Annotated in this window: 22 protein-coding genes and 2 pseudogenes; 4 read left to right on the top strand and 20 right to left on the bottom strand. The window is 39.9% G+C overall.

What is annotated here, in order from left to right; genetic code table 11:
• Nucleotides 1-162 precede the first annotated feature (162 nt).
• On the top strand, nucleotides 163-1,329 hold the full coding sequence (locus J7E81_RS10975) for a glycosyl hydrolase family 18 protein (protein WP_215042221.1): 1,167 nt from the start codon (nucleotides 163-165) through the stop codon (nucleotides 1,327-1,329).
• Nucleotides 1,330-1,368: 39 nt separating this feature from the next.
• Here the strand turns inward: J7E81_RS10975 and J7E81_RS10970 are convergent, their stop codons facing one another.
• On the bottom strand, nucleotides 1,369-2,367 hold the full coding sequence (locus J7E81_RS10970) for an LLM class flavin-dependent oxidoreductase (protein WP_215042220.1): 999 nt from the start codon (nucleotides 2,365-2,367) through the stop codon (nucleotides 1,369-1,371).
• 16 nt (nucleotides 2,368-2,383) lie between these two features.
• A complete protein-coding gene (locus tag J7E81_RS10965) occupies nucleotides 2,384-2,668 on the bottom strand; it encodes a DUF3219 family protein (RefSeq protein WP_215042219.1) in 285 nt (94 codons plus the stop codon).
• Nucleotides 2,669-2,897: 229 nt separating this feature from the next.
• Between J7E81_RS10965 and J7E81_RS10960 the strand changes: the two genes are divergently transcribed.
• The gene (locus tag J7E81_RS10960) at nucleotides 2,898-3,251 is read left to right on the top strand and encodes a hypothetical protein (protein WP_215042218.1); all 354 of its coding nucleotides are present in this window, start codon (nucleotides 2,898-2,900) and stop codon (nucleotides 3,249-3,251) included.
• A 46-nt stretch (nucleotides 3,252-3,297) separates the two neighbouring features.
• On the opposite strand, the gene J7E81_RS10955 is transcribed toward J7E81_RS10960, so the two are convergent.
• The 3 genes from J7E81_RS10955 to J7E81_RS10945 are packed head-to-tail and all read right to left on the bottom strand — an operon-like array spanning nucleotide 3,298 to nucleotide 5,196.
• Nucleotides 3,298-4,074 (bottom strand): DODA-type extradiol aromatic ring-opening family dioxygenase, encoded by a 777-nt coding sequence (locus J7E81_RS10955; RefSeq protein ID WP_215042217.1) that lies wholly within the window; start codon nucleotides 4,072-4,074, stop codon nucleotides 3,298-3,300.
• A 29-nt stretch (nucleotides 4,075-4,103) separates the two neighbouring features.
• On the bottom strand, nucleotides 4,104-4,526 hold the full coding sequence (locus tag J7E81_RS10950) for a DoxX family protein (RefSeq protein WP_215042216.1): 423 nt from the start codon (nucleotides 4,524-4,526) through the stop codon (nucleotides 4,104-4,106).
• Between the two features lie 25 nt (nucleotides 4,527-4,551).
• Nucleotides 4,552-5,196, bottom strand: coding sequence for an alpha/beta hydrolase (locus tag J7E81_RS10945; protein ID WP_215042215.1), 645 nt, complete (start codon nucleotides 5,194-5,196; stop codon nucleotides 4,552-4,554).
• A 245-nt stretch (nucleotides 5,197-5,441) separates the two neighbouring features.
• Between J7E81_RS10945 and J7E81_RS10940 the strand changes: the two genes are divergently transcribed.
• Nucleotides 5,442-5,981, top strand: a complete 540-nt coding sequence (locus J7E81_RS10940; RefSeq protein ID WP_215042292.1) for a helix-turn-helix domain-containing protein — start codon at nucleotides 5,442-5,444, stop codon at nucleotides 5,979-5,981.
• Between the two features lie 41 nt (nucleotides 5,982-6,022).
• Here the strand turns inward: J7E81_RS10940 and J7E81_RS10935 are convergent, their stop codons facing one another.
• From J7E81_RS10935 to J7E81_RS10925, 3 genes are all read right to left on the bottom strand, one after another.
• Nucleotides 6,023-6,808 (bottom strand): alpha/beta fold hydrolase, encoded by a 786-nt coding sequence (locus J7E81_RS10935; RefSeq protein ID WP_215042214.1) that lies wholly within the window; start codon nucleotides 6,806-6,808, stop codon nucleotides 6,023-6,025.
• A gap of 96 nt (nucleotides 6,809-6,904) precedes the next feature.
• Nucleotides 6,905-7,153, bottom strand: coding sequence for a hypothetical protein (locus tag J7E81_RS10930; RefSeq protein WP_215042213.1), 249 nt, complete (start codon nucleotides 7,151-7,153; stop codon nucleotides 6,905-6,907).
• A 109-nt stretch (nucleotides 7,154-7,262) separates the two neighbouring features.
• Complete coding sequence (locus J7E81_RS10925) at nucleotides 7,263-7,541, bottom strand: DUF1292 domain-containing protein (RefSeq protein WP_215042212.1); 279 nt, start codon at nucleotides 7,539-7,541, stop codon at nucleotides 7,263-7,265.
• 149 nt (nucleotides 7,542-7,690) lie between these two features.
• Here J7E81_RS10925 and J7E81_RS10920 point away from each other — a divergent pair, with 149 nt between their 5' ends.
• Entirely contained in the window at nucleotides 7,691-7,987 is a 297-nt protein-coding gene (locus J7E81_RS10920; RefSeq protein WP_215042211.1) for a hypothetical protein, read from the top strand.
• A 50-nt stretch (nucleotides 7,988-8,037) separates the two neighbouring features.
• Here the strand turns inward: J7E81_RS10920 and J7E81_RS10915 are convergent, their stop codons facing one another.
• The 12 genes and pseudogenes from J7E81_RS10915 to J7E81_RS10860 form a co-directional block, all read right to left on the bottom strand.
• The gene (locus tag J7E81_RS10915) at nucleotides 8,038-9,411 is read right to left on the bottom strand and encodes a nucleoside recognition domain-containing protein (RefSeq protein ID WP_215042210.1); all 1,374 of its coding nucleotides are present in this window, start codon (nucleotides 9,409-9,411) and stop codon (nucleotides 8,038-8,040) included.
• A gap of 2 nt (nucleotides 9,412-9,413) precedes the next feature.
• Entirely contained in the window at nucleotides 9,414-10,103 is a 690-nt protein-coding gene (locus tag J7E81_RS10910) for a FeoB small GTPase domain-containing protein (protein WP_215042209.1), read from the bottom strand.
• Nucleotides 10,093-10,347: a FeoA family protein gene (locus J7E81_RS10905; protein WP_215042208.1), complete on the bottom strand. Its 255-nt coding sequence runs from the start codon at nucleotides 10,345-10,347 to the stop codon at nucleotides 10,093-10,095. The genes J7E81_RS10910 and J7E81_RS10905 overlap by 11 nt, the downstream gene beginning before the upstream one ends.
• 132 nt (nucleotides 10,348-10,479) lie before the next feature.
• Nucleotides 10,480-12,756 carry an ATP-dependent DNA helicase gene (locus J7E81_RS10900; protein WP_215042207.1) on the bottom strand — a complete coding sequence of 759 codons (2,277 nt, stop codon included), beginning with the start codon at nucleotides 12,754-12,756 and terminating at the stop codon, nucleotides 10,480-10,482.
• A 94-nt stretch (nucleotides 12,757-12,850) separates the two neighbouring features.
• A complete protein-coding gene (locus J7E81_RS10895) occupies nucleotides 12,851-14,092 on the bottom strand; it encodes a glutamate-5-semialdehyde dehydrogenase (RefSeq protein WP_215042206.1) in 1,242 nt (413 codons plus the stop codon).
• Nucleotides 14,093-14,099: 7 nt separating this feature from the next.
• Nucleotides 14,100-15,212 (bottom strand): glutamate 5-kinase, encoded by a 1,113-nt coding sequence (gene proB / locus J7E81_RS10890; RefSeq protein WP_215042205.1) that lies wholly within the window; start codon nucleotides 15,210-15,212, stop codon nucleotides 14,100-14,102.
• Nucleotides 15,213-15,572: 360 nt separating this feature from the next.
• Entirely contained in the window at nucleotides 15,573-16,895 is a 1,323-nt protein-coding gene (locus J7E81_RS10885) for an FAD-dependent oxidoreductase (RefSeq protein WP_215042204.1), read from the bottom strand.
• Nucleotides 16,896-17,064: 169 nt separating this feature from the next.
• Nucleotides 17,065-18,210, bottom strand: a pseudogene (locus tag J7E81_RS10880) (RNA-guided endonuclease InsQ/TnpB family protein).
• A gap of 5 nt (nucleotides 18,211-18,215) precedes the next feature.
• Nucleotides 18,216-18,784 (bottom strand): annotated as a pseudogene (locus J7E81_RS10875) (IS607 family transposase).
• Nucleotides 18,785-18,941: 157 nt separating this feature from the next.
• Nucleotides 18,942-21,188, bottom strand: coding sequence for a DEAD/DEAH box helicase (locus tag J7E81_RS10870; protein WP_215042203.1), 2,247 nt, complete (start codon nucleotides 21,186-21,188; stop codon nucleotides 18,942-18,944).
• Nucleotides 21,189-21,292: 104 nt separating this feature from the next.
• Entirely contained in the window at nucleotides 21,293-22,108 is an 816-nt protein-coding gene (locus tag J7E81_RS10865; RefSeq protein ID WP_215042202.1) for a uroporphyrinogen-III synthase, read from the bottom strand.
• A gap of 108 nt (nucleotides 22,109-22,216) precedes the next feature.
• Nucleotides 22,217-23,317, bottom strand: a complete 1,101-nt coding sequence (locus tag J7E81_RS10860; protein WP_215042201.1) for a GerAB/ArcD/ProY family transporter — start codon at nucleotides 23,315-23,317, stop codon at nucleotides 22,217-22,219.
• Between the last annotated feature and the right edge of the window lie 37 nt (nucleotides 23,318-23,354).

Here is a 23,354-nt window from a genome sequence, read left to right as displayed (position 1 = left end):
ATATTTACAACATTAACCTTATGATTATATCAGAAATAAAATAAACTTTCAATTCTATTTACCTAGGTAAGTAATGACGGTTGGAAAGGTGGATATTACCAACCATTCTTGTCCCTATATTCTGATACAATTTTATAGTAAAACGAAGGAGGAAGCATTCTTATGAAAAAAGGTAAACTCCTCCTTGTATTGGTAATTGTTCTTACCTTCCTTGGAGGAATCTATACAGGGGTGCAATTCTCATCGAACAAGCAACAGGAGAAACAAATAGTTATCAAGAATGCACCTCAATCGGCACTTAAACCACAGACAAAAGAATTACCTAAAGTTGAAAAAACACATTCAAAAGTACTGATCGGTTATATACAAGATTTTCGGGATCCTAACCAAGTGGACTACAGTCAACTAACACATGTTATCTTCTCTTTTGCCCATCCGACAAAGGATGGCGGCATTTTACTGAATGGTGATTCCGCATTAAAAAACCTGCGTACCACGGTTGCAAATGCAAAGAAATACAATACGAAAGTAATCTTGGCTGTTGGCGGCTGGTTTCATATCAATGGCGGGGAAACATATCCATACTTTAAAGCGGCTATTTCGAATCCCGTATCCCGGACAAAGCTAGTCAATGAACTTACTAGTTTAGCAGACCGAGAGAATCTCGATGGCATTGATATTGACTTTGAACATCCCCACTCAAAAGCGGATGCCGAAAATCTTGCTGCTTTTGCGAAGCAATTAAGCGCACAGCTTCATCCAAAAAAGAAGGAGCTTTCAGTCGCTGTTTATTCAAAAATTCATGCCGTTACCTTAACAGAAATTGGCTTTGTACAGTATGAGCCATCAATGTTTAAAGCTGTTGACCATGTGAATATCATGGCCTATGACGGACAATGGGACGACGGTTATCATGCGGCTAATTTATCACCATATCCATTTACAGAGAAAATCGTCAACTATTGGAGCCAATTGTTTGATGGTCAAAATATTTCAAAAGAAAAATTAGTGCTTGGTGTTCCCTTTTATGCTCAGCCTAAGGATCCTAAAATTAAACAGGTATCCTACGGAGCCATTATTGATCAAAATCCTGCCAATGCCAATAGTGACACTGTTAATATGAATGGTACTACTTACTATTATAATGGTGCCGCAACCATGAAAAAGAAAACTAAACTAGCACTAGATCATGGGTTCGGCGGAATGATGATTTGGGAGCTCGGACTTGATGCAAAGGGCTCTAATAGTTTAACTAGTTCTATTTCTGACACGATCGACAAATCGAGCAATTCTCCGGTTAAATACTATACAGTTGTTAATGCTCAATAAAATGAAGGCTGTACACTCGATATGAGCGTACAGCCTTTTTTAGACTTGAAAAACTTCTTCGGCAATTAATTGATAGGACTTCACTCGATCTTCTGGTGAATGGGTAATCGTTACCAGCATGATTTCATCTGCATGAAATAATGCGGCTCGCTCATTAAGCTTTTTTATTACCTTTTTGGGGTTGCCGATAATCAGATTTTGCTTGATTTTTTCTATAGTTTGCTTGTCTTTTTCATCTAAAGGATATTGCTTTGCTTCTGCTATTGAAGGAACCTCATTCCCCTTTCCTCTGCCTTTTTGTAAGGACCATACTATAGCACTTAAGGCAATTTCTTCTGCCTTTTCATCTGTTTCCGCACATACCGCATTCACGGTTACAATCACTTTAGGCCTCTGCCCCTGTTTCCTTGGTTGAAAAGAATCGATATATTGTCGAACAATCTCTGGTCCATTATTCTCACTCATAAACTGTCCAAAGGCATAGTTCATGCCATTTTCAGCTGCAAGTAAGGCGCTTTTCTTACTTGTGCCAAGCAGCCATGGTACAGGCGGAACGGACGGTACAGGGGAAGCCGAAAGATTTTTAAATTCATGATCGGAAGGAAAGTCATTTTCTAAAAAGTGGAGCAGCTCCTCGACTGACTTCGGCATGTTCCAAACCTGTTGTAAAAAGTTATCGGATAAAGCATTAGAAGCCTCCGCAGACCCGCCAGGCGCCCGGCCAATCCCGATATCAACCCGGCCAGGAAATAAGGTAGCGAGCATGTTGTATACTTCAGCTACTTTGTATGGCTTATAATGCGGCAGTAAAACCGCTCCTGAACCAATGCGAATGGTAGAAGTGTTGGCGCCAATATAACTTAACATCACTTCAGGTGCAGAACACGCAAGCCCCGGCAAATCATGATGTTCCGCAATCCAATAGCGGCTGTACCCAAATTTTTCACCCATTTGAGCTAATTTCATCGATTCATTTAGTGCGTCATGAGCTGTTTGATTGTCTGAAATTGGAGCTTGGTCTAAAATGCTAAGTCTCACAAAAACTGCTCCTCTCTTAATGGCTTGTTTCCATTAAACTAAGCTTAAATTCCCCAACTTGGTCTTTTTCATATAGGTTTGTGACTGATGTGGAATATTGTTGAATGGCTCCCCGAAACGCTAGTTGCCTTTCTGGTATTTTCACATCAAATGTCCCTTTATAAAGTAAGGTGGTGATATCATGATACTCCGCACTGGTTACTTTAAAGGTAATCGTTATTCTATATAAATGGTTGATCTGCTCTTCTTGGTAGTGGTCAAGTTTAATAACTGTGTCATTTAGGATTAGTTCATTCACCAAAAATATCGTCCCCTCATCTCATTGTTACTAAAAGCATAGCACTCGTAAAAATTCCAATCAAATATAGTACCTCATTCTTTGGGTAAAAAGAAATATGTCAACTACTATTGGTAATGACATGTTTTTGTCACAAAATCTGCCATTTGTCGAGTATTTTTCCAAGTTTTTTGAAGGAGATTGTCGAAAGAGAGCGAAAGATTTAAAGGAGAATAATAAAAGGAGGAAGAATATGAAAAAATTACTAACTGTAATTGGTGGATTGGTAGTAGCAGTATCATTGTTTGCGGGATCTGGGAATACGGCTAAAGCCGCAGACTGTGGATGTGATACTTCACCAGTATTAGGAGCAGAGAAGAATAAAATCATTGCTAATTTAATTAGCAGCCAAGAATTTAAGGACTCTAAACTTTTAATTAGAAATGAAAGGTACAACTGGAAAGGCGTTAATAACATCGAAGTAATCGTTAATCATACATACGGTGATGCTCTAATGATCGGTGTACCTTATTACAACCAAAATGGATCTGTTGAGATGGCCGTTTTTATTAATGGACTCTATATGGGTCACAACCCTATGGAATAAGAGTAAATTAAAGATCCCCAACAAAGGAGTTGGGGATCTTTATTCATCAATCAAACTGCCAAACACTATGACTTAAATTACCATATCGATAACTCCGATGCAGCAAGCTTGCCTTTTTCCCATTATCTGCCGCCCCCATCGCATAGAAAAGCGGGATAAAGTGTTCCTTTCCATAAGGAGGAACCGCATATTGTGCATTTGGAGCCGCTGACTCATACTTAAACAATGACTCTAAATCCCAATTGGCTAAATGAACAGCCAGCCAATCATCAAATTCCTGTGCCCACTGATCAATTTCATTATCGGCCCATTTTACCGCTCTCAAGTTATGAACCGTTCCCCCGCTTCCAATCACTAACACATCTTTTTCCCTTAAAGCAGCTAAAGACTTGCCAATCTTATATTGCTCTTCAGGTGAAAGGTTAGGATTTACTGACATCGCAATCACAGGAATATCGGCATTCGGATATAGTAAACGAAGCACCACCCATGCACCATGATCCAACCCGCGTTCAGTTTCAACCTCAAATGATATCCCATTTTCCTTAAATAAATTCTGGATTTCATTGGAAATCTGTTGATCCCCCTGAGCTGGATACTTAATCTGATAAAGTTCAGGAGAAAATCCGCCAAAATCATAGATCGTATCATACGTTTCAACCTTACTTACCTTTTGGGCTAGTGACTCCCAATGGGCCGAAAATAACACAATTGCCTTTGGACGCAGCATATTTTTACCTAACTCATTTAAAAATTGAGTATACTCATTATTTTCAATCGCTAACAATGGTGCACCATGCGCAATAAATAAAGATGGCATCATTTTTATAGACCCCCTATTTCTATTATAGTTTAAAAGGATGTGGTATCCGACTTTTGTTCCTTAAAAATAACTTTATCAAGAGCAAACATCTTACTGCCGTTAATAGCAATAAACACAGCCATCGCGAGTAACGCTAAATCCAATTCATAACCAGCCATTTCACCATTACCCAAAAAGCCAACAGCAAGTTTTACCTTTAAAGTTGCACCGATCATTAATAAGGCAAGCAAGGCTGAAACGACTTTACTCCCTATTCCAAGAATTAATGCTAATCCCCCTGCAACTTCAATTGTCGCGACTATATAAGCTAAAAATCCTGGTAAACCGATTGCATCAAACCAGCCCACAATATTTTCTATTCCCCCTTGGAATTTAACAACTCCATGAACAAAAAACGTAATTCCTAAAATAACACGTAAAATTAATGTACTTGCTTCAAATCTTTTTAACATTTTTCTAGCCCTCTCCTTAAAAATATTATTTTTCTAGTTGTTCTGAAATCCATTTTATAAAGTCTTGATGATTCTCTACTGATACGGTATGTCCTACTGGATAAGTCCGAAAGGTAACCGTTGCTCCTAATTTGCGGAAATACTCATCATTGGCTACTCCCCATTCGAAAGGAAGCACTTGGTCCATCTCCCCGTGTGAAATAAAGATGGATAGATCGTTGACCGGTTTGATGTTGTACTCTTCCTTAACAAAGGCAGGAATATAACCGCTTAATGCCACAATACTCTTAATTCGGTTGCCTAATGTTAATCCTAAAGTCATCGACAGAATCGCACCCTGACTGAAGCCGAATAAGAATAATTGGTGCTCGTCAATTGGATATTGGCCGCAAGCATAGTCAATAAAGCTGGTTAGTTTCTTCACTCCCTCATCGAACACTTTCCGATGTGGTTTCCCATACCCTTCGATTGTAAAAAAGGCATAGCCAGGAGGCTGTGGTAAATGACCGCGGATGCTGAAAATGAAAAAATGGTTTTCTAACCCTTCCACTAATGGCAGCATATTTTGTTCATTGCTGCCAATGCCATGCATGAGAAAAAGTGCTGGATAGGTTTTATCGCTCTCCATTTGTGCAGGCTTGCGAAGTTCATAGATCATTGGTGCCGTCATCGTTCACATTCCTTTCTAAAAGTATTTAATTATTTTTAGTCTAACCTCATTTAAAGATGCTAGACCGTATTCAAATAGAATAATAAGATTCATATAAGTAAACACAAGCACAAAAAATTTTTTGCGCGTTTTTAAATATGAACCTTTGTTGTCTATAGGATAACAACTAGCAAACTAGATTGTCAATTGTTTTTTTGCTAATATATAAATATATTCTATATTAGGAAACTACCGAGGTGGATAATTTGGATATTGGCGCAAAGATCCGAACAATACGAAATAGAAAGAAGATCACGATTGCCCAGATGTGTGAAGGAACAGGTCTTTCCAAAGGATTTATCAGTAATGTTGAAAATAATAACACTTCCCCATCCATTAACACACTGCAAACCATTGCATCTTATTTAGATGTTCCTCTTCCATACCTTCTGTTAGAAAAAAAGGAACATATGCAGGTTGTCAAAAAAGAGGAAAGAACGTATTCAACTATGAATACCCTGAAAATCGAGCATATTTCTTCTAAGGGAGGCTTATGGCTTAGAAGTGTTGAATTTCCACCCGGAGCTTCGATTGGTGACGCCCATGCCCATGAAGGGGTCGAATGTCATTTAGTATTGGAAGGAAAGGTACTTGCTGAACAAGGAGAAGATTCATTTGTTTTAGAAAAAGGGGATTCGTTTAGCTGGAATGCAAGTGTCCCTCATACCGTTAAAAATATCGGTACAGAAAAAGCCGTCGTGCTGATTGCCGTTTATTCCGATACCGAAATGAGTGACTTTTTCTAAAGGTAAAAGGAGGAACCCAATAAAGTTCCTCCCTATTCTTCCTAGATAGTATCCATAAAATCTTTAATAGCTGCAATAAGCTCTCTTGGATGCTCATACATACTCATATGACCAGAATCTTTAATGATGGTTTGTTTAATGTTTGCTTTACTCACTGAAAACGTTTTTTCAGATGGGATAATTTGATCCTGTTCCCCAGCAATTAACAGCACGGGTAAAGATGTTGACTCAAGCACACTATTACGATCCGGTCTATCCCTCATCGCACCTAATGTATGAATAGCTCCTTCTGGAGGTGTACGATAGCCAATCTGTTTTGCTGTTTCTACATACTCTTCATTAAGGTGTTCCGGTGAGAAAAGTTTTGGAACTAAACCATCAATAAGCGTCTTAATGCCCTCATGGTTAACTTTTTCAATATTAGCTGTTCTTCCCTTCTTGGCTTCTTCACTATCTGGATAGGCAGTCGAATGAACGAGCGAGAAGCAGCTTAATGATTGGCTGTACTTCTCGGCAAAGGCAAGTGTAATATAACCGCCTAAAGAGTGACCGAACATCGCCGCCTGACCTATATTCAATTTATCTAAAAATTCTTTGAGAATATCCGCAATATCTTCAATCGAATAGTTCTCTAAATGGGTTTTGGAATCTCCATGCCCGGGCAAATCGGGGGCAATCACCCGATAATATTCCGATAAAACTGGCACTACTTCCGACCAATACGCAGAACTCCCACAAAATCCATGCAGCAGAATAATCGGTTGCCCTTTCCCTTGATCTATGTAGGAAATAGTCGAATTGTTTACTGCTATGTTTTTCGTTTCCATTTCGCAAATCCACTCCTTTTTATCAATCATACAATAGGCCAAACTAAAATCAAAAATAAAAAGCACTACTTCTATAAAGGAAGCAATGCCTTATGTTTACCCTATTTGCTCTTCATTTAACTCATGATTAAATAAAGATCTCTTATGAGGAATCACCGTCAAGTTTGATTTCTTCAATAAGTACTGCATATGCTCCACTGGCATTGAACCATGACCTTTACTGTCACCAAGAATAAATTGAATTGTGACGCCATTATTGCTTTTTACCGTCATGGTTTCGGCAGAGTTGAAAAACCCTTTTGCATTTTGCGAAATTTGAAACTTATTTCCCTCTTCAATTAACATGAACGTTCTCCTTTAATCATATTCTCCATGTTAGTATACCTAATGGAAAATTTTACATACCTGATTTCCTCAAAAAAAAAGAGAGGGCTAATCCCTCTCTTTGACCTAATCATTCTTCTTCTTCTTCGTCCATCATTTCATCGAATGCTGCGGAAACTTTATCAAATTCCTCATCACTTTCAATCGCGGAAAAATCACCCTCTTCATCAACCTTTAAAAAGAAGATATCAATATCTTCTTCTGTTTCTTCTTGTCTAACGTCATCAGCAAAGGCAACTGCAACGTAATCATTTCCCTCAATCGTCATGACTCCTAGTACTTCTACTTCCTGCTCCTCATTACTTTCATCACTAATGGTAAAGATTTCGCCTACTTCAATTTTGCTCACCTAAAACTCCCCTTTCCAATAAATAAGAATATAGACAGTATCTCATAAAAGCATGTCCATACCAAATTTTACCCATGTTTTTATGGTACTATTAGAGATATAATCATTGGTTCCTGAAATTTTTTAAGTGCTATAAAGGAGATATTTAGATGAATTCAAAAGAATTAGAAGAAAAGATTATTCAACACTACCAAGGGGAAGAAAAAATGATGATCCTCGTCTTTGCCCAGTGGTGCGTCAATCATGACCTCGATCCCGAAGAAGTATACTTACGGGCATATCCGAACCAATCTTCCAATCCTGCCCTAAGAGAGGCCATCGAGTTAACCGTCCCCAAAGAAGAAGCGGGAGAAATTGCCGATGAAACATTACTCGGCGTACTCTCTTTATTTGGAAATGATGACCTTGCCTTTGTGATCACAGAGGAAATACAAAAAAAGAAATAGAGTCTAAACAAAGGCCCGCTAATTTCAATTGGCGGGCATTTGTTATAAATCTAGACTAAACCGAACATTCTTACGGTCTGTGTGATGATAAGTGGAATAACGATTGCAATGACGGTTGGAATTAGGAAGGCAAGAAACGTCCATTTTTTACTTTTAGTTTCTTTATAGATATTTAATAACGTGGTACCACATGGATAATGCAAGAGGGAGAATAGCATCATGTTAAGTGCAGTAAGCCACGTCCAGCCATGGTCTAGGAAAATTTGTTTTAAATCAACTAAATTATCCACTTCCGTTAACGATCCTGTTGATAGATAGCCCATTAAAAGAATGGGCAGGACAATTTCATTCGCAGGCAGACCAAGGATAAACGCCATCATGATATAGCCATCAAGACCGAGCAATTTTCCAAACGGGTCTAAGAAATTTACCGCATACATGAGGATACTGGTGTCACCAATATAAATATTAGCAAACACCCACGTAAGAATCGCTGCCGGGGCTGCCACTTTAACAGCACGGACTAATACCGACCATGATTTTGTTAAGGAAGAACGAATCACAGTATCAAGAATTTTCGGTTTACGGTAGGGCGGCAGTTCTAACGTATAATGGGTAGGAATCCCTTTAAGTGCTGTTTTCGATAGCGCCCAAGAGACAAAGAAGGTCACAATTATTCCAAATAAGACAATTCCTACAATTACTCCTGTGGTAATGAGTGATTTTAAGCCGCCGGTAAAATTAGCGGCCATGAATAAGGATGCTAACAAGATTAAGGTCCCCCACCGGCCATTACATGGGACAAAATTATTCGTTAAAATGGCCAGCATTCTTTCTCTTGGTGATTCAATTATTCTGGTCGAAATAACAGCGGCAGCGTTACAGCCAAATCCCATTGCCATTGTTAACGATTGTTTCCCATGAGCCCCGACTCGTTTAAATAAGCGGTCCATATTAAAAGCAACTCGCGGAAGGTATCCATAATTCTCTAATAGGGAAAAGGCTGGAAAAAAGATCGCCATCGGTGGCAGCATAACACTTATGACCCACGTTGTCCCCCTATATAAACCCAACACTAACACTCCATGGAGCCAATCAGGAGCATGAATGGCATGGAAGAGGAAGGTTATTTTCCCTTCTATGAAGCCAAATAATTCAGCGAGTAATGAAGACGGTATATTTGCCCCAGCGATGGTTAAATAAAACAGCACCCCTAACATAGTTATCATAATCGGGAAGCCAAAGATAGGAGAGGTAAAGATGCTATCCAGTTTTTCGGTCCGCGTATCCTGTTTTGATTTCGTATAAGAGATTCCTTCATTGCATAATTGACGGCTTCGATCATAAAGCCGCTGGACAATTTCATCCCGCAGTTTCGATGTCGACAAGGACTGGGCCTCGGTAAATAGCTCTTGAATGCTCATTTCTAGACCTCCTCCGGCACCATTCGTTTAGTAATCTCGTTAAGAAGCGTCTCATCTCCGTCTAGTAGTCTGAGAGAAACCCAGCGAGAGGATATATAATTCCCCACCAGATCACGAACCTTTGGTTCAATGATGTTGATCTTTTCTTCAATTTCTTGAGGATATTTCATTTGGGCGGGATGGCATTCTATTTTTCCCGTTACAATTCGATCAATCGTATCAAGCAGCATAGGAAAGCCTACTTTATTCCGAGCGGAAATTTTTATCACCGGTACACCTAACCGATTTGTTAACAGCCGTTCATTGATATGGATGCCTTGCTGCTCTGCTACATCAATGAGATTGATACAAATCACCACATTTTTTGTCATTTCTAATACCTGTAAGGCAAGATTGAAATTACGCTCCAATGAGGTCGCATCCAAGACAACAAGGGTAACATCCGGCTTTTCGAAAACAATATAATTTCTAGCAACCTCTTCATCTGTTGAATTTGAAAAAAGGGAATAGGTTCCGGGCAGGTCGATTAAATGGAAGGTCTTATCTTTGAACGGAACGCTGCCTTCTGCAAGGGTAACTGTCTTCCCTGCCCAATTTCCAGTATGCTGCCTTAAGCCTGTTAAAGCATTGAACAAGGTGCTCTTCCCTGTGTTCGGGTTACCTGCTAGTGCAATTCGGAATTCATTCCCCATTTAATAACAGCTCCCCTTCAATTTGTGAGCTTTCCTCTTTACGGAGGGCAATCGTAGTTTGACTTACCCGGAAGGCAATCGGGTCTCCTAATGGACTTTTACGGACGACTTCCACTAACGCCCCGGCAACAAATCCCAAATCTAATAATCTTCTTCTCATTACACCCTCTAAATTTAACGACGTAATTTTGATTACATTTCCTTTTTCTCCATTCACCAATTTGATTTTTTTAGTATTAGCCATTTCTCTTTCCCCTTTTCTAAAGTTTTTACCGTGCGCAACTTTTCTTTAATTATATGAAGCAAGTTCCAAACTTGACACGAAAATGTAAAATAAATAAGCCGCCCATTTTTTGGCGGCTTTTAAAAATATGATTTAAATGAGAGTGAATTGTCTCCATTCACTCGGCAGTAACTGTTGATACGGCCTTTGTAAGAAGCGATCGTCGACTAAAACAATCGTCCCATGATCCTGTTCAGAGCGAATCAATCTTCCGCCCGCCTGTAATACTTTGTTAATCCCCGGATACACATAGGCATAGTCATAGCCATTCTTCCCAAGGGAAGCAAAATGGTCTTTAATCAGATTTCTTTCGAAACAAAGCTGTGGTAAGCCTACCCCAATCACCACTACACCATTTAAACGATCGCCAATTAAATCCACCCCCTCTGAAAAAATTCCTCCAAGAACAGCAAATCCAACCAATGTCTCGGTTTGGTCAGGTTTAAATGCAGCTAGAAAGTCTTCTCTTTTTCTCTCCGTCATCCCAGATTCTTGGATGAGTGTTTGGGTGGTATCATCGGCCAGTTTAAACTGCTCGTAAACGTCTAGTAAATATTGATAAGATGGAAAGAAAATCAAGTAATTTCCCGGACGTTTTTTTAGCAGCGATTGAATGACGGTAACGATCGCATTCTTCGTTCGTTCGCGATCGCGGTATCGGGTCGACAATGGTTTAATAAACACTTCTACCTGCTCTTCACTAAACGGTGAGGGGATGTTTAAGGCATAATCCTCTTTACCGCCGCCCAGAATCTCCTGATAATAGGGCAGCGGAGAAAGCGTTGCGGAGAAAAATATCTTTGCGCGGTATCCCTTTCCCATTTGCTGAAGCAGCTGGGATGGATTCAAACAAAACAATTTGATTTTTAGATTATTCCGTTCTTTTTCGCCATAAATGATAAAATGGTCATCTAGTAATTCAGCAATTTTGATAAATTGGTTGACCATAAAATAAGTTTCCAGTAACAATGGTGAAGTGTCGAGTGGCAAAACTTGTTCTGAGATCATGGCAAATTGGCGGATTTCTTCTAAAAAGTCTTCTTCAAGCTGTTCTAAAACAAATTCCTTTTGACTTTCATGGCTCTTTTTTAATTGAATGAACCAGGCATTCATTTTACTGGCAGCGTCGTATATAGTCTGATTGACTCCTTTATATTCCTTTTTCAATTGAAGAAAAGGCTCCTTGCTTAAAGAGGCAGAAAACATCTCCCGGCCGCGGTCGATAAGATTATGCGCTTCATCCACCAATAAAGCGGTGGATTTCTTTTGCTCTTCTAACAAACGTTTTAATGAAACACGCGGGTCAAAGATATAATTATAATCACAAATAATGGCATCAACCGAATAGGCGAGATCAAGGGAATATTCAAACGGGCAGACTGTATACTTCCGTGCATAGCTTTCTATCACTTTACGTGTAAGCTGGTTTTCGTTTGAGAGAATATCGAATATCGCATCATTAATCCGATCATAATAACCATTTGCAAACTCACAAATATCCTTTTGACAATTGGTTTCCTCTTGGAAACAGACCTTGTCCTTTGCCGTAATGGTAACCGTCTTGGTACATAGCCCGCAGGATTCCATCCGCGAAAACGCTTCTTCCGCCGACGTTCGGGTAATCGTTTTGGCAGTAAGATAGAAAATTCGGTTTAGCTCTCCTTCACCGATTGCTTTCATGGCTGGAAAAAGTGTGGAAATGGTTTTTCCAATCCCTGTTGGAGCTTTTGCAAATAAATTCTTTTTGTCGACAATCATCTTATATACGGCACCTGCTAATTTTCTTTGTCCATTGCGGTATGTTTTAAACGGAAATGCTAGCTCTCTACAGCTTTCATTTCGTTTCAAACGATGGTCATTCAGCAATTTGGCATAGGGAGCATAGCTTGCGATAACCTCCATGACAAATCTCGTCAGCTCTAAAAATGTATACGTCTGCCTAAGTGATTTTTTCTCTTCCGTTTCAACGTGAACATAGGTTAACTGGACATCAATTTCTTCCAGTTCCTTGTCCAATGCCACTATATAGGCATACATTTTAGCTTGAGCCCAATGAACCGGATAACCTTCTGCTTCCAGTTGATCAAATGGCTGGGAAAAGGATTTAATTTCGTCAATGGTGATCTTGTCATCGTGGAATATAAGACCGTCACATCTCCCATCAATCGTGAATGTGAGACCATCATACTCAATCTTGGTACTTACCAATACTTCCTTCTGATCACCATCTTGATAGGTCTTTTGAATTTTTTGATGGATCCGTGTTCCATCCAACAGAGCTGTTTGCGAACGGAACCGTGCGTCAATACTGCCGCTCTTAAAAACATGCTCTACAAGTGTTCTTACTGATATATGAATGTCACTTGCCACAAGCTCACCAACTTACCTCATGAGAATACATGTTTGTATTCCATTATATCAAAGCATAAAAAAAATAGCGCATTTCTGCACTATTTCCCAAAAATCACGAACGAATTTGTCCTGTTCCGCGGACAATCGCTTTCGTCGTGGTTAACGCTTTTAGACCCATTGGACCACGGGCATGAAGTTTTTGTGTGCTAATTCCAATTTCAGCGCCATAGCCAAACTGTTCTCCATCTGTAAAACGAGTGGACGCATTATGATAAAGGACGGCAGCATCTATAGCTCGGAAGAATAAATGAACATTTTCCTCATTCTCACCGATGATGGCTTCTGAATGCTTCGTTCCATATTGGTCAATATGGTTAATCGCTTCACTCACATCGCTCACTTGTTTCACTGCCAAAATTGGGGCTAAAAATTCACTGGCCCAATCTTCCTCGGTTGCTGGTTTCACAAACGGATAAGCTGAAACTAACGAATGATCACCGCGCAGTTCAACCTGTTTATCTTGCAAACGGCTTAATAATTCTGAAGTATACTGCCAGTTTTCATGGATTAAAACCGTTTCAGCGGCATTACAAACGGATGGACGATGTAACTTTGCATTGATGGCAATTTCAATCGCCATTTCCTTTTCGGCAGTTTCGTCAATAAAGATATGGCAGTTTCCAACGCCGGTCTCCAATACAGGCACCGTCGCATTCTGAACAACGGTTTGAATCAATCCCGCCCCGCCGCGTGGGATCAGAACATCGAGATAATCATTTAATTTGAACATTTCAGAGGCAGTTTCGCGGCTCGTATCCTCCAGCAATTGTACAGCATCCATAGGGATTGCCGTTCCTTCTAAGGCCTCACGCATGACCTGAACAAGAGCTTTATTGGAATAAATAGCAGAGGAACTACCGCGTAACAGCACTGCATTCCCCGCTTTTAAACAAAGACTTCCGGCATCCACCGTTACGTTTGGACGGGCCTCGTAGACCATACCGACCACTCCAAGCGGGACTCGAATCGTTTCAATTTGTAAACCGTTCGGTCTCTCCCAAGCTTCAATTGTTTCGCCAATTGGATCATCTAACTGAACTAATTGCCTCACACCATCCACAATCTGTTCTATTCTTTCCTCTGTTAAAAGCAAGCGGTCAAGGAGGGATTCAGAAAGTCCTCGTTCTTTTCCTGCTTGTAAATCCTTAGCATTCTCTTCGAGGATGAATTCTTTCTCCGTTAAGAGATGATCCGCTACTTTCAACAATGCCGCATTTTTTTCACCAGTCGAAATGATCCCCAATTGCTTTGACGCCTTTTTTAATTTCTTTGCTTTCTGCAACAGTTCTCCCATTCTCCAATCACTCCTTTGGTAGTTTGACCCAGTTATCACGATGAATCACTTCTGCTTTTTTGTTTATTGAAAAACTTTTCGCTTGTTCACTAGGCAAGCCCTTGACACTTACTAAATCCTTCGCGGAATAAAAAACCTGTCCTTTACCGACTAATTTCCCTTTTTGATTTCTCACTTCCACGACATCCAAGGCATTAAAGTCCCCATCTACTTTTGTGACTCCTACGGGCAATAGACTTTTCCCATGGAACATAATGGCATTTTCTGCCCCATCATCGATTTCAATGACACCGCCGACTTGGGAATGATATGCAATCCATTGCTTTCTCATTTGCATTTGTGTATGAAAGGGACCGCCAATATAGGTTCCATCGCCTTTACCCGCTAGAATATCGGCTAGCTTTTCCTTCCCTTTCCCAGTACCAACAAAAACGCTGACACCAAGAGATAGAGCCTTTTTTGCTGCCTGCAATTTTGATTTCATTCCGCCAGTGCCGACAGATGAACCACTTTCCCCAGCAAAACTAAGCAGCTCATCCGAAACCTCTGGGATAAAATTAAACTTTTTCGCATCCTTTGATACGTTGGGATTGCCATCATAAAGCCCATTAATGTCTGTTAAAATAATCAAGGCATTGGCATGTAAGAAGCCGCTGACGAGAGCCGATAACAAATCGTTGTCACCAAAAGTTAATTCCTCAATCGAAACCGAATCATTTTCATTTATGATAGGGATGACACCCCGCCCGAGCAGCTCATGGATCGTAGAAAAAAGATTTTGAAAGCGTGTCTGGCTGTAAAAATCTTCTCTCGTTAATAACATTTGGGCTGGCACCATATCAAACTCATTAAAAAGATCAATGTAATGCTGCATTAATAGCCCTTGTCCAACTGCGGCGGCGGCCTGTTTCCCAGCTGTCGTTTTGGGTCTTGCCGGATAGCCAAGGGAGCCGAATCCTGCTGCAACAGCACCGGATGAAATCAGGATCACTTCATGTCCTTTTGCTTTTAAGCAGGCAAGTGCCTCCACATGATCACGCATTTTTTCTTCGGAAATGGATCCTGTCGCATTGGTTAATGAACTGCTTCCAATTTTTACGACCACCAGCTGTTTTTTCATTTTTTCGTACGACCTTTCATGTTAAAAAATAAAAAAACGATTCTTCTGTCCTTAAAAAAGGACGGAAAAATCGTTTCCGCGGTACCACCTTTATTGATGCAATGCATCCTCTTCAACCCGTAACGAGGGAAACGGCTTATGTTTGCATAAGCAGCTGTTAAAAGGGCAGGTTCAACCATCTTTCTGTGAGAAACCTTTCAGCCTTTGGGTTTCACTCTCTAACACATTCCAATCGTTTACTAGTCCCATACCATTTACTTTTTTTATTTATTTGATTATCTATAGAAATGGGCAAATTGTCAAGATGGAAAACCAGAAAAAGCAGGATGTTTTCTAATTATTATGAATCTACCTATCCAATCATAATTTATTAGGTCTTAAAACTTCTTTTATCGTCGATGGTTTAAATAGAATGGTTGGTGGACTTACTAGATTGGTCACTTTTACTAAATCTTTATAGATGGCATTATTTTTTGATGACAATAAGAATATCTGTTTAACATACCATTGCAGCACCTTTAAACCAAATGGTTTTTTCCCTTTAACCTCCTCATATCGAAAATCCTCACAAATGACCATTAACCAGACAGGGGCAATGATTTTTGCTAATTTTTTTTGTAATTTTTTCAATTGCCTACTTGGTGATGTGGAAGCGATGAAATCTCCAATTGCCAGGGCTTCCAATGCTGCCATACTCATTCCTTGTCCAAACACGGGATCGATTCGGCACAGCGAATCACCCGCCACTAGTAATCCATCGGGTAAATTCACTCGTTCAAAGTGGCGCCAACTAATTTGTGGAACTTGATAAATCGCCGTTTCCGTTTCAGAGGTTCCTGTTTGTATCTCTTCAAAAATATCAGGAAGGGGTAAACTAGACGTTTTTTGAATAAAGCCTTCAGCATCTTTCACGTCAGCAGGATTTAATGTATGTAAATATCCATTCAGCGTTACGAAACATTGATTGTTTTCGACCAATGACAAGGTTCCGCCAATGGTTTCCTTAGCGGCTGGGTCCGGATATATGATCTTAATTTTAAAATCCTTTGGAGCCTCTGGTAATGTGAATTTTCGAGTGGCATAACAAAGTCCTATGTTAACCTTTTCTTCAAAGACCTTACGCCCTTGCTTCTCGAGCCATTCTTTTGTAAACGAAGCGTTACCACTTGTATCGATCACTAAATCTCCGAAAATCGTTTTCGTTTTGTTTTCCTGAAGAACTTCTACACCACGGACCCCGCTCTGATCATCCCTTAAAATAAATGATCCAACCTTTATTCCGTATCTATAAGTGACATTTTCAATTTTACTTACCCTTTCCTCCACATACGATTCAAGCAAGGGCCTTGTCTGTAATAGAGTCGAATCTTCGCTTGGAAACCGCGGTTTCCAAGCCCCATGATGGAACCACGCCAGATCCTTTAGGGAATCTATTTTAATCGATCCTCGGTCTATCATATCATTTTGAAACCCGGGAAATAGTCTTTCTAATGCCTGATCTCCCGCATGAAGGAGGGCATGAATGTGGTGTGCTTGCGGAGTTCCTTTCCTAACAGTGTGCTTATTTTCAGGCCGTGCATCTTTCTCCAAAATTAACACACTATGAAAATAAGGTGCTATTGCCGCGGCAATTAACTTTCCTGCCATTCCTCCGCCGATTATGATTGCTTGTTTACGCTTCAACTTGCTCCATTCTGCTACTAAAAACATAAACAAATATCATCATTCATTTATGCTAGATTATTTCCTGCTTCTTTGAACCCGATCTCGCCACTTGCTCGCTACTATCGTCTGTTCGGCTCTCCACAGGCGTTAATTCGGATGTAGCCCACCCTATTTTTATACATTACCGTTAAGTGATAATGGTATAGTCCATGGCATATTTCAGATTTAAACTCGCATTACAATCTCTTTCTATCTCGAGTCCACATTGGTCACAAATGAAAATTCTCTCAGATAAGGATAGACGCACTTTCTTGTGGCCACAGCAAGAACAAAGTTTAGAAGAGGGGAAGAATCGACCTACGATTCGCAATTCAATCCCATTCTGCTTGCATTTTTGTTCCAAACATGTGCGAAAATAAAAGAAATTTTGTTTTCTAATGGAATCGGCAAGGTGTTTGTTTTTTAACATGCCTTTGATGTTCAAATCTTCAATCGTAATAAACGAGGGTTTGGCTTTCACCACTCGGGTTACGACATACCGGACATATTCTTTTCGAATATGAGTTAATCTAGCATGTATCTTTTGAATCACCTTTACTTGCTTTTGGATGTTTTTGTAGCAGAATTCACCACCTTTCTTTTTGTTATCATATTTTCGGCTAAGCTTTCGCTGCTGACGTTTTAAGCTTTTTTCTAGCTCTCTAATTCTTTCCGAAAGGTTTATATTCTCATATACATCCGTATTGCTGCAAACCGCAAAATTCTTGATGCCTACATCGATTCCTACTCCATCATGGTTGTTGATCGTCTTTTCTTTATGTGGCACTTCACATAAAACCGATACATAATATCGGCCTGCTTTTTGAGAAACCGTTCCGCTTCTAACTTCGGAATTTATTGGAATATATCCGAATTCCTACAGCTTGATCCACCCCAAGGTAGGAATCTTTATCCGATGGCGCTCCACAGTCCAATCTGTTTTATTGTTTTTTGGGAAATAGGCTTTCACATCTTGATTTTTCTTCTTTTTGTATCGAGGAAACTTGGCTTTCCCGTCAAAAAAGTTTCTAAATGCTTTATCGCCATTCATAATCGCTTGCTTTACCGCTTTACTGGACACTTTCTTGATCCAAAGATCGTTTTCTTTGGTATAAACATTATTAAGCCATTTAGAAAAATTAAATCCACTCATAAATTTCTTTTCTTTTTCGTAAATCTCCAGGTTTGTTTTCAGATATAAGTTGTAAACATAGCGACAGACGCCTATTGTTTGGTTCACTTTCTCTGCTTGATGGGGAGTTAAATCTATTTCCGTTTTATAGGCCTTTTTCATAACTCTTAATCTTCTTTCAATTTTTTTTGGTATTTTCTTAAACCATCGATACGACAAGAAAAAACGTGAATAATTGAAATTAAATCTTGAACGAGTTCATCTTGTGGTGAAAGGGTATCATTATTCACAACGACCAATTCTACTCCACACTTTTTCAAAAAACCTTCAAACCATTCAAATCCAAATCGTTCAAACCGATCCTTATGAGAGAGGAATTGTTTTGATTTCTCGTTTTGAGCCAAGTCTAGCAATTCATTCCAGTTCTTTCGCTTATAATTTAGTCCACTCCCAATATCGTTCAGGATATTTCTACAATCCACCCCTTGGCATTGGCAAAATCCCTTAAAAACTCTAAATCTTTTTTTTGATTGCGGTTGGATACTCTCGCATAAATGATCGTCTTAACTACTTTATTTTCCTTTGGAATCCCCCTGCATTCAAGATACTGCGTTTCGGTATAGTACCTTCTTCCTTTGGGATTTCGATAGGCGACCAATTTACCTTCATTATCCCATCGCTGAAGGGTAATGACACTTACGCCGAACAAGGACGCAAACTCTTTTGACTTGTATATTTTTTTCCATATATTAATTTTATTACTTTTGAAGATATTTGTATGTGTTTTTAGTCACTATTAAATATCTCCTTTTATCCACTGTTTTGCTCCCTAAGTTTATCAAAATTAAAACCTTTGTAAAACAGAAAAATAGCAGGAAGACATCCTGCTAGCTTTACTGTTTCGTTATGTATTGACTTAAAAGATACTCAGAAACCTTTTCCGAATCCAGTCTTGCAGCCACGAACGGCGGCTGGATTTCTTTCGCTCCTTCTACAGGGATTCCCAGCCACAAAACTTGCTGGTCAACCATGATAAATGGAAACGGCAAACATTCAGCAACCCGTTGATCAGGACGCAGCTCGTGCCAGTAATCGTCTGAAACCACGATTAGTTTTAAAGATTTGTTTCGACTCTTTATCTTCTCGATCCATTCTTTGCCCAATCTTGTCTGGACAGGTAACGAGAGGACAATCGACTTTCGAGCAGAATCAAGATCCTGAAATACCTTTTCTAGTTTTCTGGCATGCATCCATTGCAATTTAGAATGATGATGTCTAATCCACGTTCCAATATCCTTTGTCTCCACCATTTGCTGTGTCTTCACCTGATGGTCCACAAGCTGTCTCAAGGTCTTCCCTTGAAAAACATGCCGCCTTATATAGACTTGATTACTGACATGGATAAACTTCCCCTTTGTTCTTGTAATCGCCACATTAATTAACCGTTCACTATCCTTGCCATTGACTAGCATACCAGCGCGAGTTTGCGGACCGCCCTCAACTGTATCAAAGACCATTACGTCCCGCTCGCTGCCCTGAAAACGATGAACCGTGGCAGCAATAATATCAGCTGTGATGCGTTCTTTTTCATATAAATCGTCCAGGATCAACTCCATTAACTGAGCTTGGGCCCGGTAGGGGGTCACATAGCCAATCGACCTCAGCCCACTCAAGTAGGTTTCGTGAATAAGCTGAAACGATAATAACGCCTGCCAGATATTGATCCTCGATTGCGAGGTCCGTTCCGTTATGCAATGAGCTCCTGTAAAACTGGTATCGACAAGGATGGAGGAACGGCCCGGAAATGGAGAACTTTCAACAATTAGATTCCTGCTTTTCCAAACACTCTCATGGTCGCCCACGAGTGAATGATAGATATAATGATTCGTGAAGGCCGAGATATCCGGATGCATCCGCCGTTGTTCTTTTAATAAGAATAGATGGGGGTGCAGTTTGCCCTCATTTATAAGGTCCACCACACCAGCGCGGTGAAAAATATCCTCTTTCAACCATTTCGTCACTAATGGGTCTCTTGAGGCTGCGATTGGCGGCAGCTGCTTGAAATCTCCGCAGACAATCACCCGTTTGCCAAGTGAAGCAGCAAATGCTGCTTGCGGCACATAAGCCATACTCGCTTCATCGACAATCACGAGATCAAAGTTTTTTTCATAAATCGCCGGATCACTGGCTGCTTTAGCGAGCGTTGTCCCGACTACAAAAGCATCCTTAACAAATTGGATCTCCTTTTGACGAATCTTATCCATTACTCTGGCAATCTTCGTTTCAAGCTCTAATAGGTGATTGGTATCCCTTCGACTGAATGAACGGGCAATGTCCTGCTTTAAATGCTTTCGTTCTTCTAGTAAACTCTCCTTTTCTTCTGCGAGGCCAGGGTCCTGCTTTTCGAGTAATTCACTTGTTGTAACAGCTTCTCGATCGGCAAGCTGTTCACGTGAACCAAATCCATAGCGAAGAACGTCACCTTCCCGAAAGCGATTTTTCTTTTTAATAAAATCAGAAAGTTCACCAATCAGAACATCTACTGCCTGATTGCTGTGTGAAAGAATTAGAACGCGCTTTTCATGAAAGTACTTATTGGCTGCCGTTCTCGCGAGTGTATAGGTTTTACCTGTACCAGGCGGCCCCCATACAAAGGTGACCGGATTATATTTGGAACGCAGCACTAGCTCATGGACCGTGCTCTTAATTTTTTCAACAGGATGGGTGGCTGGCATTGACGGATCCATTAATTTCTTGACCCTCAGCCGCTTTTGTTTATCTTTCTTGATTTCATCGAGTCGTTCTATCAACTGCTCCAGCAATTCCCACGGATCATGGTACAAAGTGGCCTCGGAAATTAAGTCGCCAAACGATCGTTCCAGCGCGATGATGACCCCAATTCCTTCTGATGACAGGATTCGTCCACTTTGGGACATCCCGCCCCACTCGAGTCTAATGGTAGAACCAACTGGTATCCGTAAGGATGTCGATGATTCAAAGTAATAAGAAAAAGAATCATCCGAGGATAACAGCCGGCCATTGTTAACCAAGTATTTGTTGCTGCCGAACTTTTTTAAATAATTGATTTCATTTTGGAGGGCTTGCTGCCACTCCTTTAAATAAGAAACTACGGTTGTCATTATTTCTCTTCCTTTAAGGGCAATTCTTTTAGATACTATAGCATGTTCGTTGGAAAAAGAAAAAAGCATCCGAATTCAAAACGAATGCTTTGATAGATTACAAATTAATAGTCTGTCTTCAAATAATAATTTGCAAGAGTAATGATCATCGCACCCATTCGTTCATTTTCTGGTGCTAAAACACGATTAATACCTTCTTCCTTTAGGGCTTCTAAGGTTACTTTTCCAACCGCCACGGCAAGTGTTTGACCCTTAAAGGCTTGACCAATTTCTTGATAACGATTTGTTTTCCTTGCATAATCGAAGAGGGAACGAACTTGAACAGCGGTTGTAAAACAAACGGCATCACACTCATCTGCGATCAGTTCCTTGCATAAGGTCTTAACAGTTTCCTCTTCTGGTTCAATATGTTGATAAGGCATTATCTTCTGAACCACTGCACCTTGGGCTTCAAGGAATTGGGTTAGAACCGGTGCTGTCTCTCCATGTAGCTGAACCATGACTCGTTTTCCACTAAAGTCAATTCCTTCAAAGGCACGAACTAGTCCTTTAGTTGTCCCGTCATCAGCTGCAGCAATCGGTTTGATTGCTAATTTTTTTAGGGCTGCGAGCGTTTTATACCCCCGAGCAGCAACCTTTGCATGACGGATTTTATCGATAAAAGCCTCTTTCAAACCCAGCTTCGCTGCAATAGAAATCAAGGTGTCTATCCCAACTCCTGTTGTGAAAATAACCCAATCGGCACCTTTTTCGATAAATTCAAGCAGACCCGGCTCTACTTCTTTTTCAGCTAAAAATACGGTCCCCTGCAGAGAACGTATCACAGGTATACCACCTTGTTTTTCAATTAATGTACTGATTTCTTCTAACTTGCGTGTACCGCCAACCACAATTCGTTTTCCTGAGAGACCCTTTTCCATTTCTGTACCTCACCATTTTTTATTATAATGTAACATAAAAAATGAAGGAGAAGTGGCTCTCCCTCATTTTTCTTCCCCTAGTAATCAGATTTCTACAACTTGAACTTTCTAGGTTTTAGCCTCATTATGTGCTACCCTCATTTTTACACTTCTTTTAACAAACAGGAAGATAAAGAGTAACATCAGCTGTAAGATAAGACCGATAAGATTCCAAGTATAGAAAGAAAAACGTAAAAGATCCATGGTATTCTTAAACATTAGGATCGATAAATACCCTATAATAAAGGCAATAGGAAATAAGAACTTATTCGTATTTCCCTTATAAAGATAACTAAAGCAGTGATTGATTGCATAAAGAAGAAAAGCAACCTTTGTAAAAATAGTTGGGAGCCACGCGACAGTGATGACTAAATCGAGACGATCGAGAAAATCGGTAATATTAATTTGTTGAATAAGCATAAGACTGGGATAGGTAGATTCGCGGATGATTCTTGTTCCTAATACTGCCAAGGCCGAAAACAGGACTACAAAGAAAAGAAACAATCCAAGCCCTGTTCCAATAATGACAGCTCTTCTTGCTCTTTTAGCTGGATTGATGTTGGAAATAATGATTAAAAAAAATAAAATCTCCCCCATCCAAGAAAAGGTGACATAAGTGGCTCTTATAATCGCCGGAATCGACTCACTTCCGAACAGTGGCTGCAGATTTCCAAAATTCCACTCATTCATTAGTAAAAACGGCAGCATGGCCACAATGATAAATAATATCGAAAAAGTGATCCCGGTGACTCTAGCTACCACCTCAAGCCCTGAAATAGCGATATACACAATGACCAACATGGACAGAACCATTAAGATATCATTTGGAGTCGTTGGTAAAAGGACTGTCGCAACAAAGTCGATCATTCCTCTTAAATCCCTGACGATGGTAAAAATAACAAACAAAAGGAAGAGCATGATAAACGCCTTTTCAATCCATTTACCTTTGTTGCCAATTATAAGAACGTTTTGTAACCATTCTGTATTTTTGTTTTTCCCAAAAACAATAAAAATAAAAGATAGTAAGATAGGATACATGATAATCGGCACAATCCAGGCATTTTGATCACCTTGTTGTAAAATAATTTGTGGCAGGCTGATGACAGGCCCGGCAAAGATTAAATTGGCAACCAAGAGGGCCAATTGAACATCCGATATTTTTTGTTTCATAATTTCACAACCATTCTCGAAATGCCTTCAAATGTTA

It is taken from the genome of Bacillus sp. ISL-18 (assembly GCF_018613415.1).
Lineage (GTDB): Bacteria > Bacillota > Bacilli > Bacillales > Cytobacillaceae > Neobacillus.
The sequence above is the reverse complement of the archived record's forward strand: the minus strand, read 5'-3'. Positions and strand labels throughout refer to the sequence as shown.

Bases quoted from the DNA above. Each gene is read 5' to 3' on its own strand.
- J7E81_RS10895 (WP_215042206.1), bottom strand. From the start codon at position 14,092: ATGGGAGAACTGTTGCAGAAAGCAAAGAAATTAAAAAAGGCGTCAAAG.
- proB (WP_215042205.1), bottom strand. From the start codon at position 15,212: ATGAAAAAACAGCTGGTGGTCGTAAAAATTGGAAGCAGTTCATTAACC.
- J7E81_RS10860 (WP_215042201.1), bottom strand. From the start codon at position 23,317: ATGAAACAAAAAATATCGGATGTTCAATTGGCCCTCTTGGTTGCCAAT.
- J7E81_RS10905 (WP_215042208.1), bottom strand. From the start codon at position 10,347: ATGGCTAATACTAAAAAAATCAAATTGGTGAATGGAGAAAAAGGAAAT.
- J7E81_RS10960 (WP_215042218.1), top strand. From the start codon at position 2,898: ATGAAAAAATTACTAACTGTAATTGGTGGATTGGTAGTAGCAGTATCA.
- J7E81_RS10870 (WP_215042203.1), bottom strand. From the start codon at position 21,188: ATGACAACCGTAGTTTCTTATTTAAAGGAGTGGCAGCAAGCCCTCCAA.
- J7E81_RS10920 (WP_215042211.1), top strand. From the start codon at position 7,691: ATGAATTCAAAAGAATTAGAAGAAAAGATTATTCAACACTACCAAGGG.
- J7E81_RS10915 (WP_215042210.1), bottom strand. From the start codon at position 9,411: ATGAGCATTCAAGAGCTATTTACCGAGGCCCAGTCCTTGTCGACATCG.
- J7E81_RS10955 (WP_215042217.1), bottom strand. From the start codon at position 4,074: ATGATGCCATCTTTATTTATTGCGCATGGTGCACCATTGTTAGCGATT.
- J7E81_RS10945 (WP_215042215.1), bottom strand. From the start codon at position 5,196: ATGACGGCACCAATGATCTATGAACTTCGCAAGCCTGCACAAATGGAG.
- J7E81_RS10910 (WP_215042209.1), bottom strand. From the start codon at position 10,103: ATGGGGAATGAATTCCGAATTGCACTAGCAGGTAACCCGAACACAGGG.
- J7E81_RS10975 (WP_215042221.1), top strand. From the start codon at position 163: ATGAAAAAAGGTAAACTCCTCCTTGTATTGGTAATTGTTCTTACCTTC.
- J7E81_RS10865 (WP_215042202.1), bottom strand. From the start codon at position 22,108: ATGGAAAAGGGTCTCTCAGGAAAACGAATTGTGGTTGGCGGTACACGC.
- J7E81_RS10930 (WP_215042213.1), bottom strand. From the start codon at position 7,153: ATGTTAATTGAAGAGGGAAATAAGTTTCAAATTTCGCAAAATGCAAAA.
- J7E81_RS10950 (WP_215042216.1), bottom strand. From the start codon at position 4,526: ATGTTAAAAAGATTTGAAGCAAGTACATTAATTTTACGTGTTATTTTA.
- J7E81_RS10935 (WP_215042214.1), bottom strand. From the start codon at position 6,808: ATGGAAACGAAAAACATAGCAGTAAACAATTCGACTATTTCCTACATA.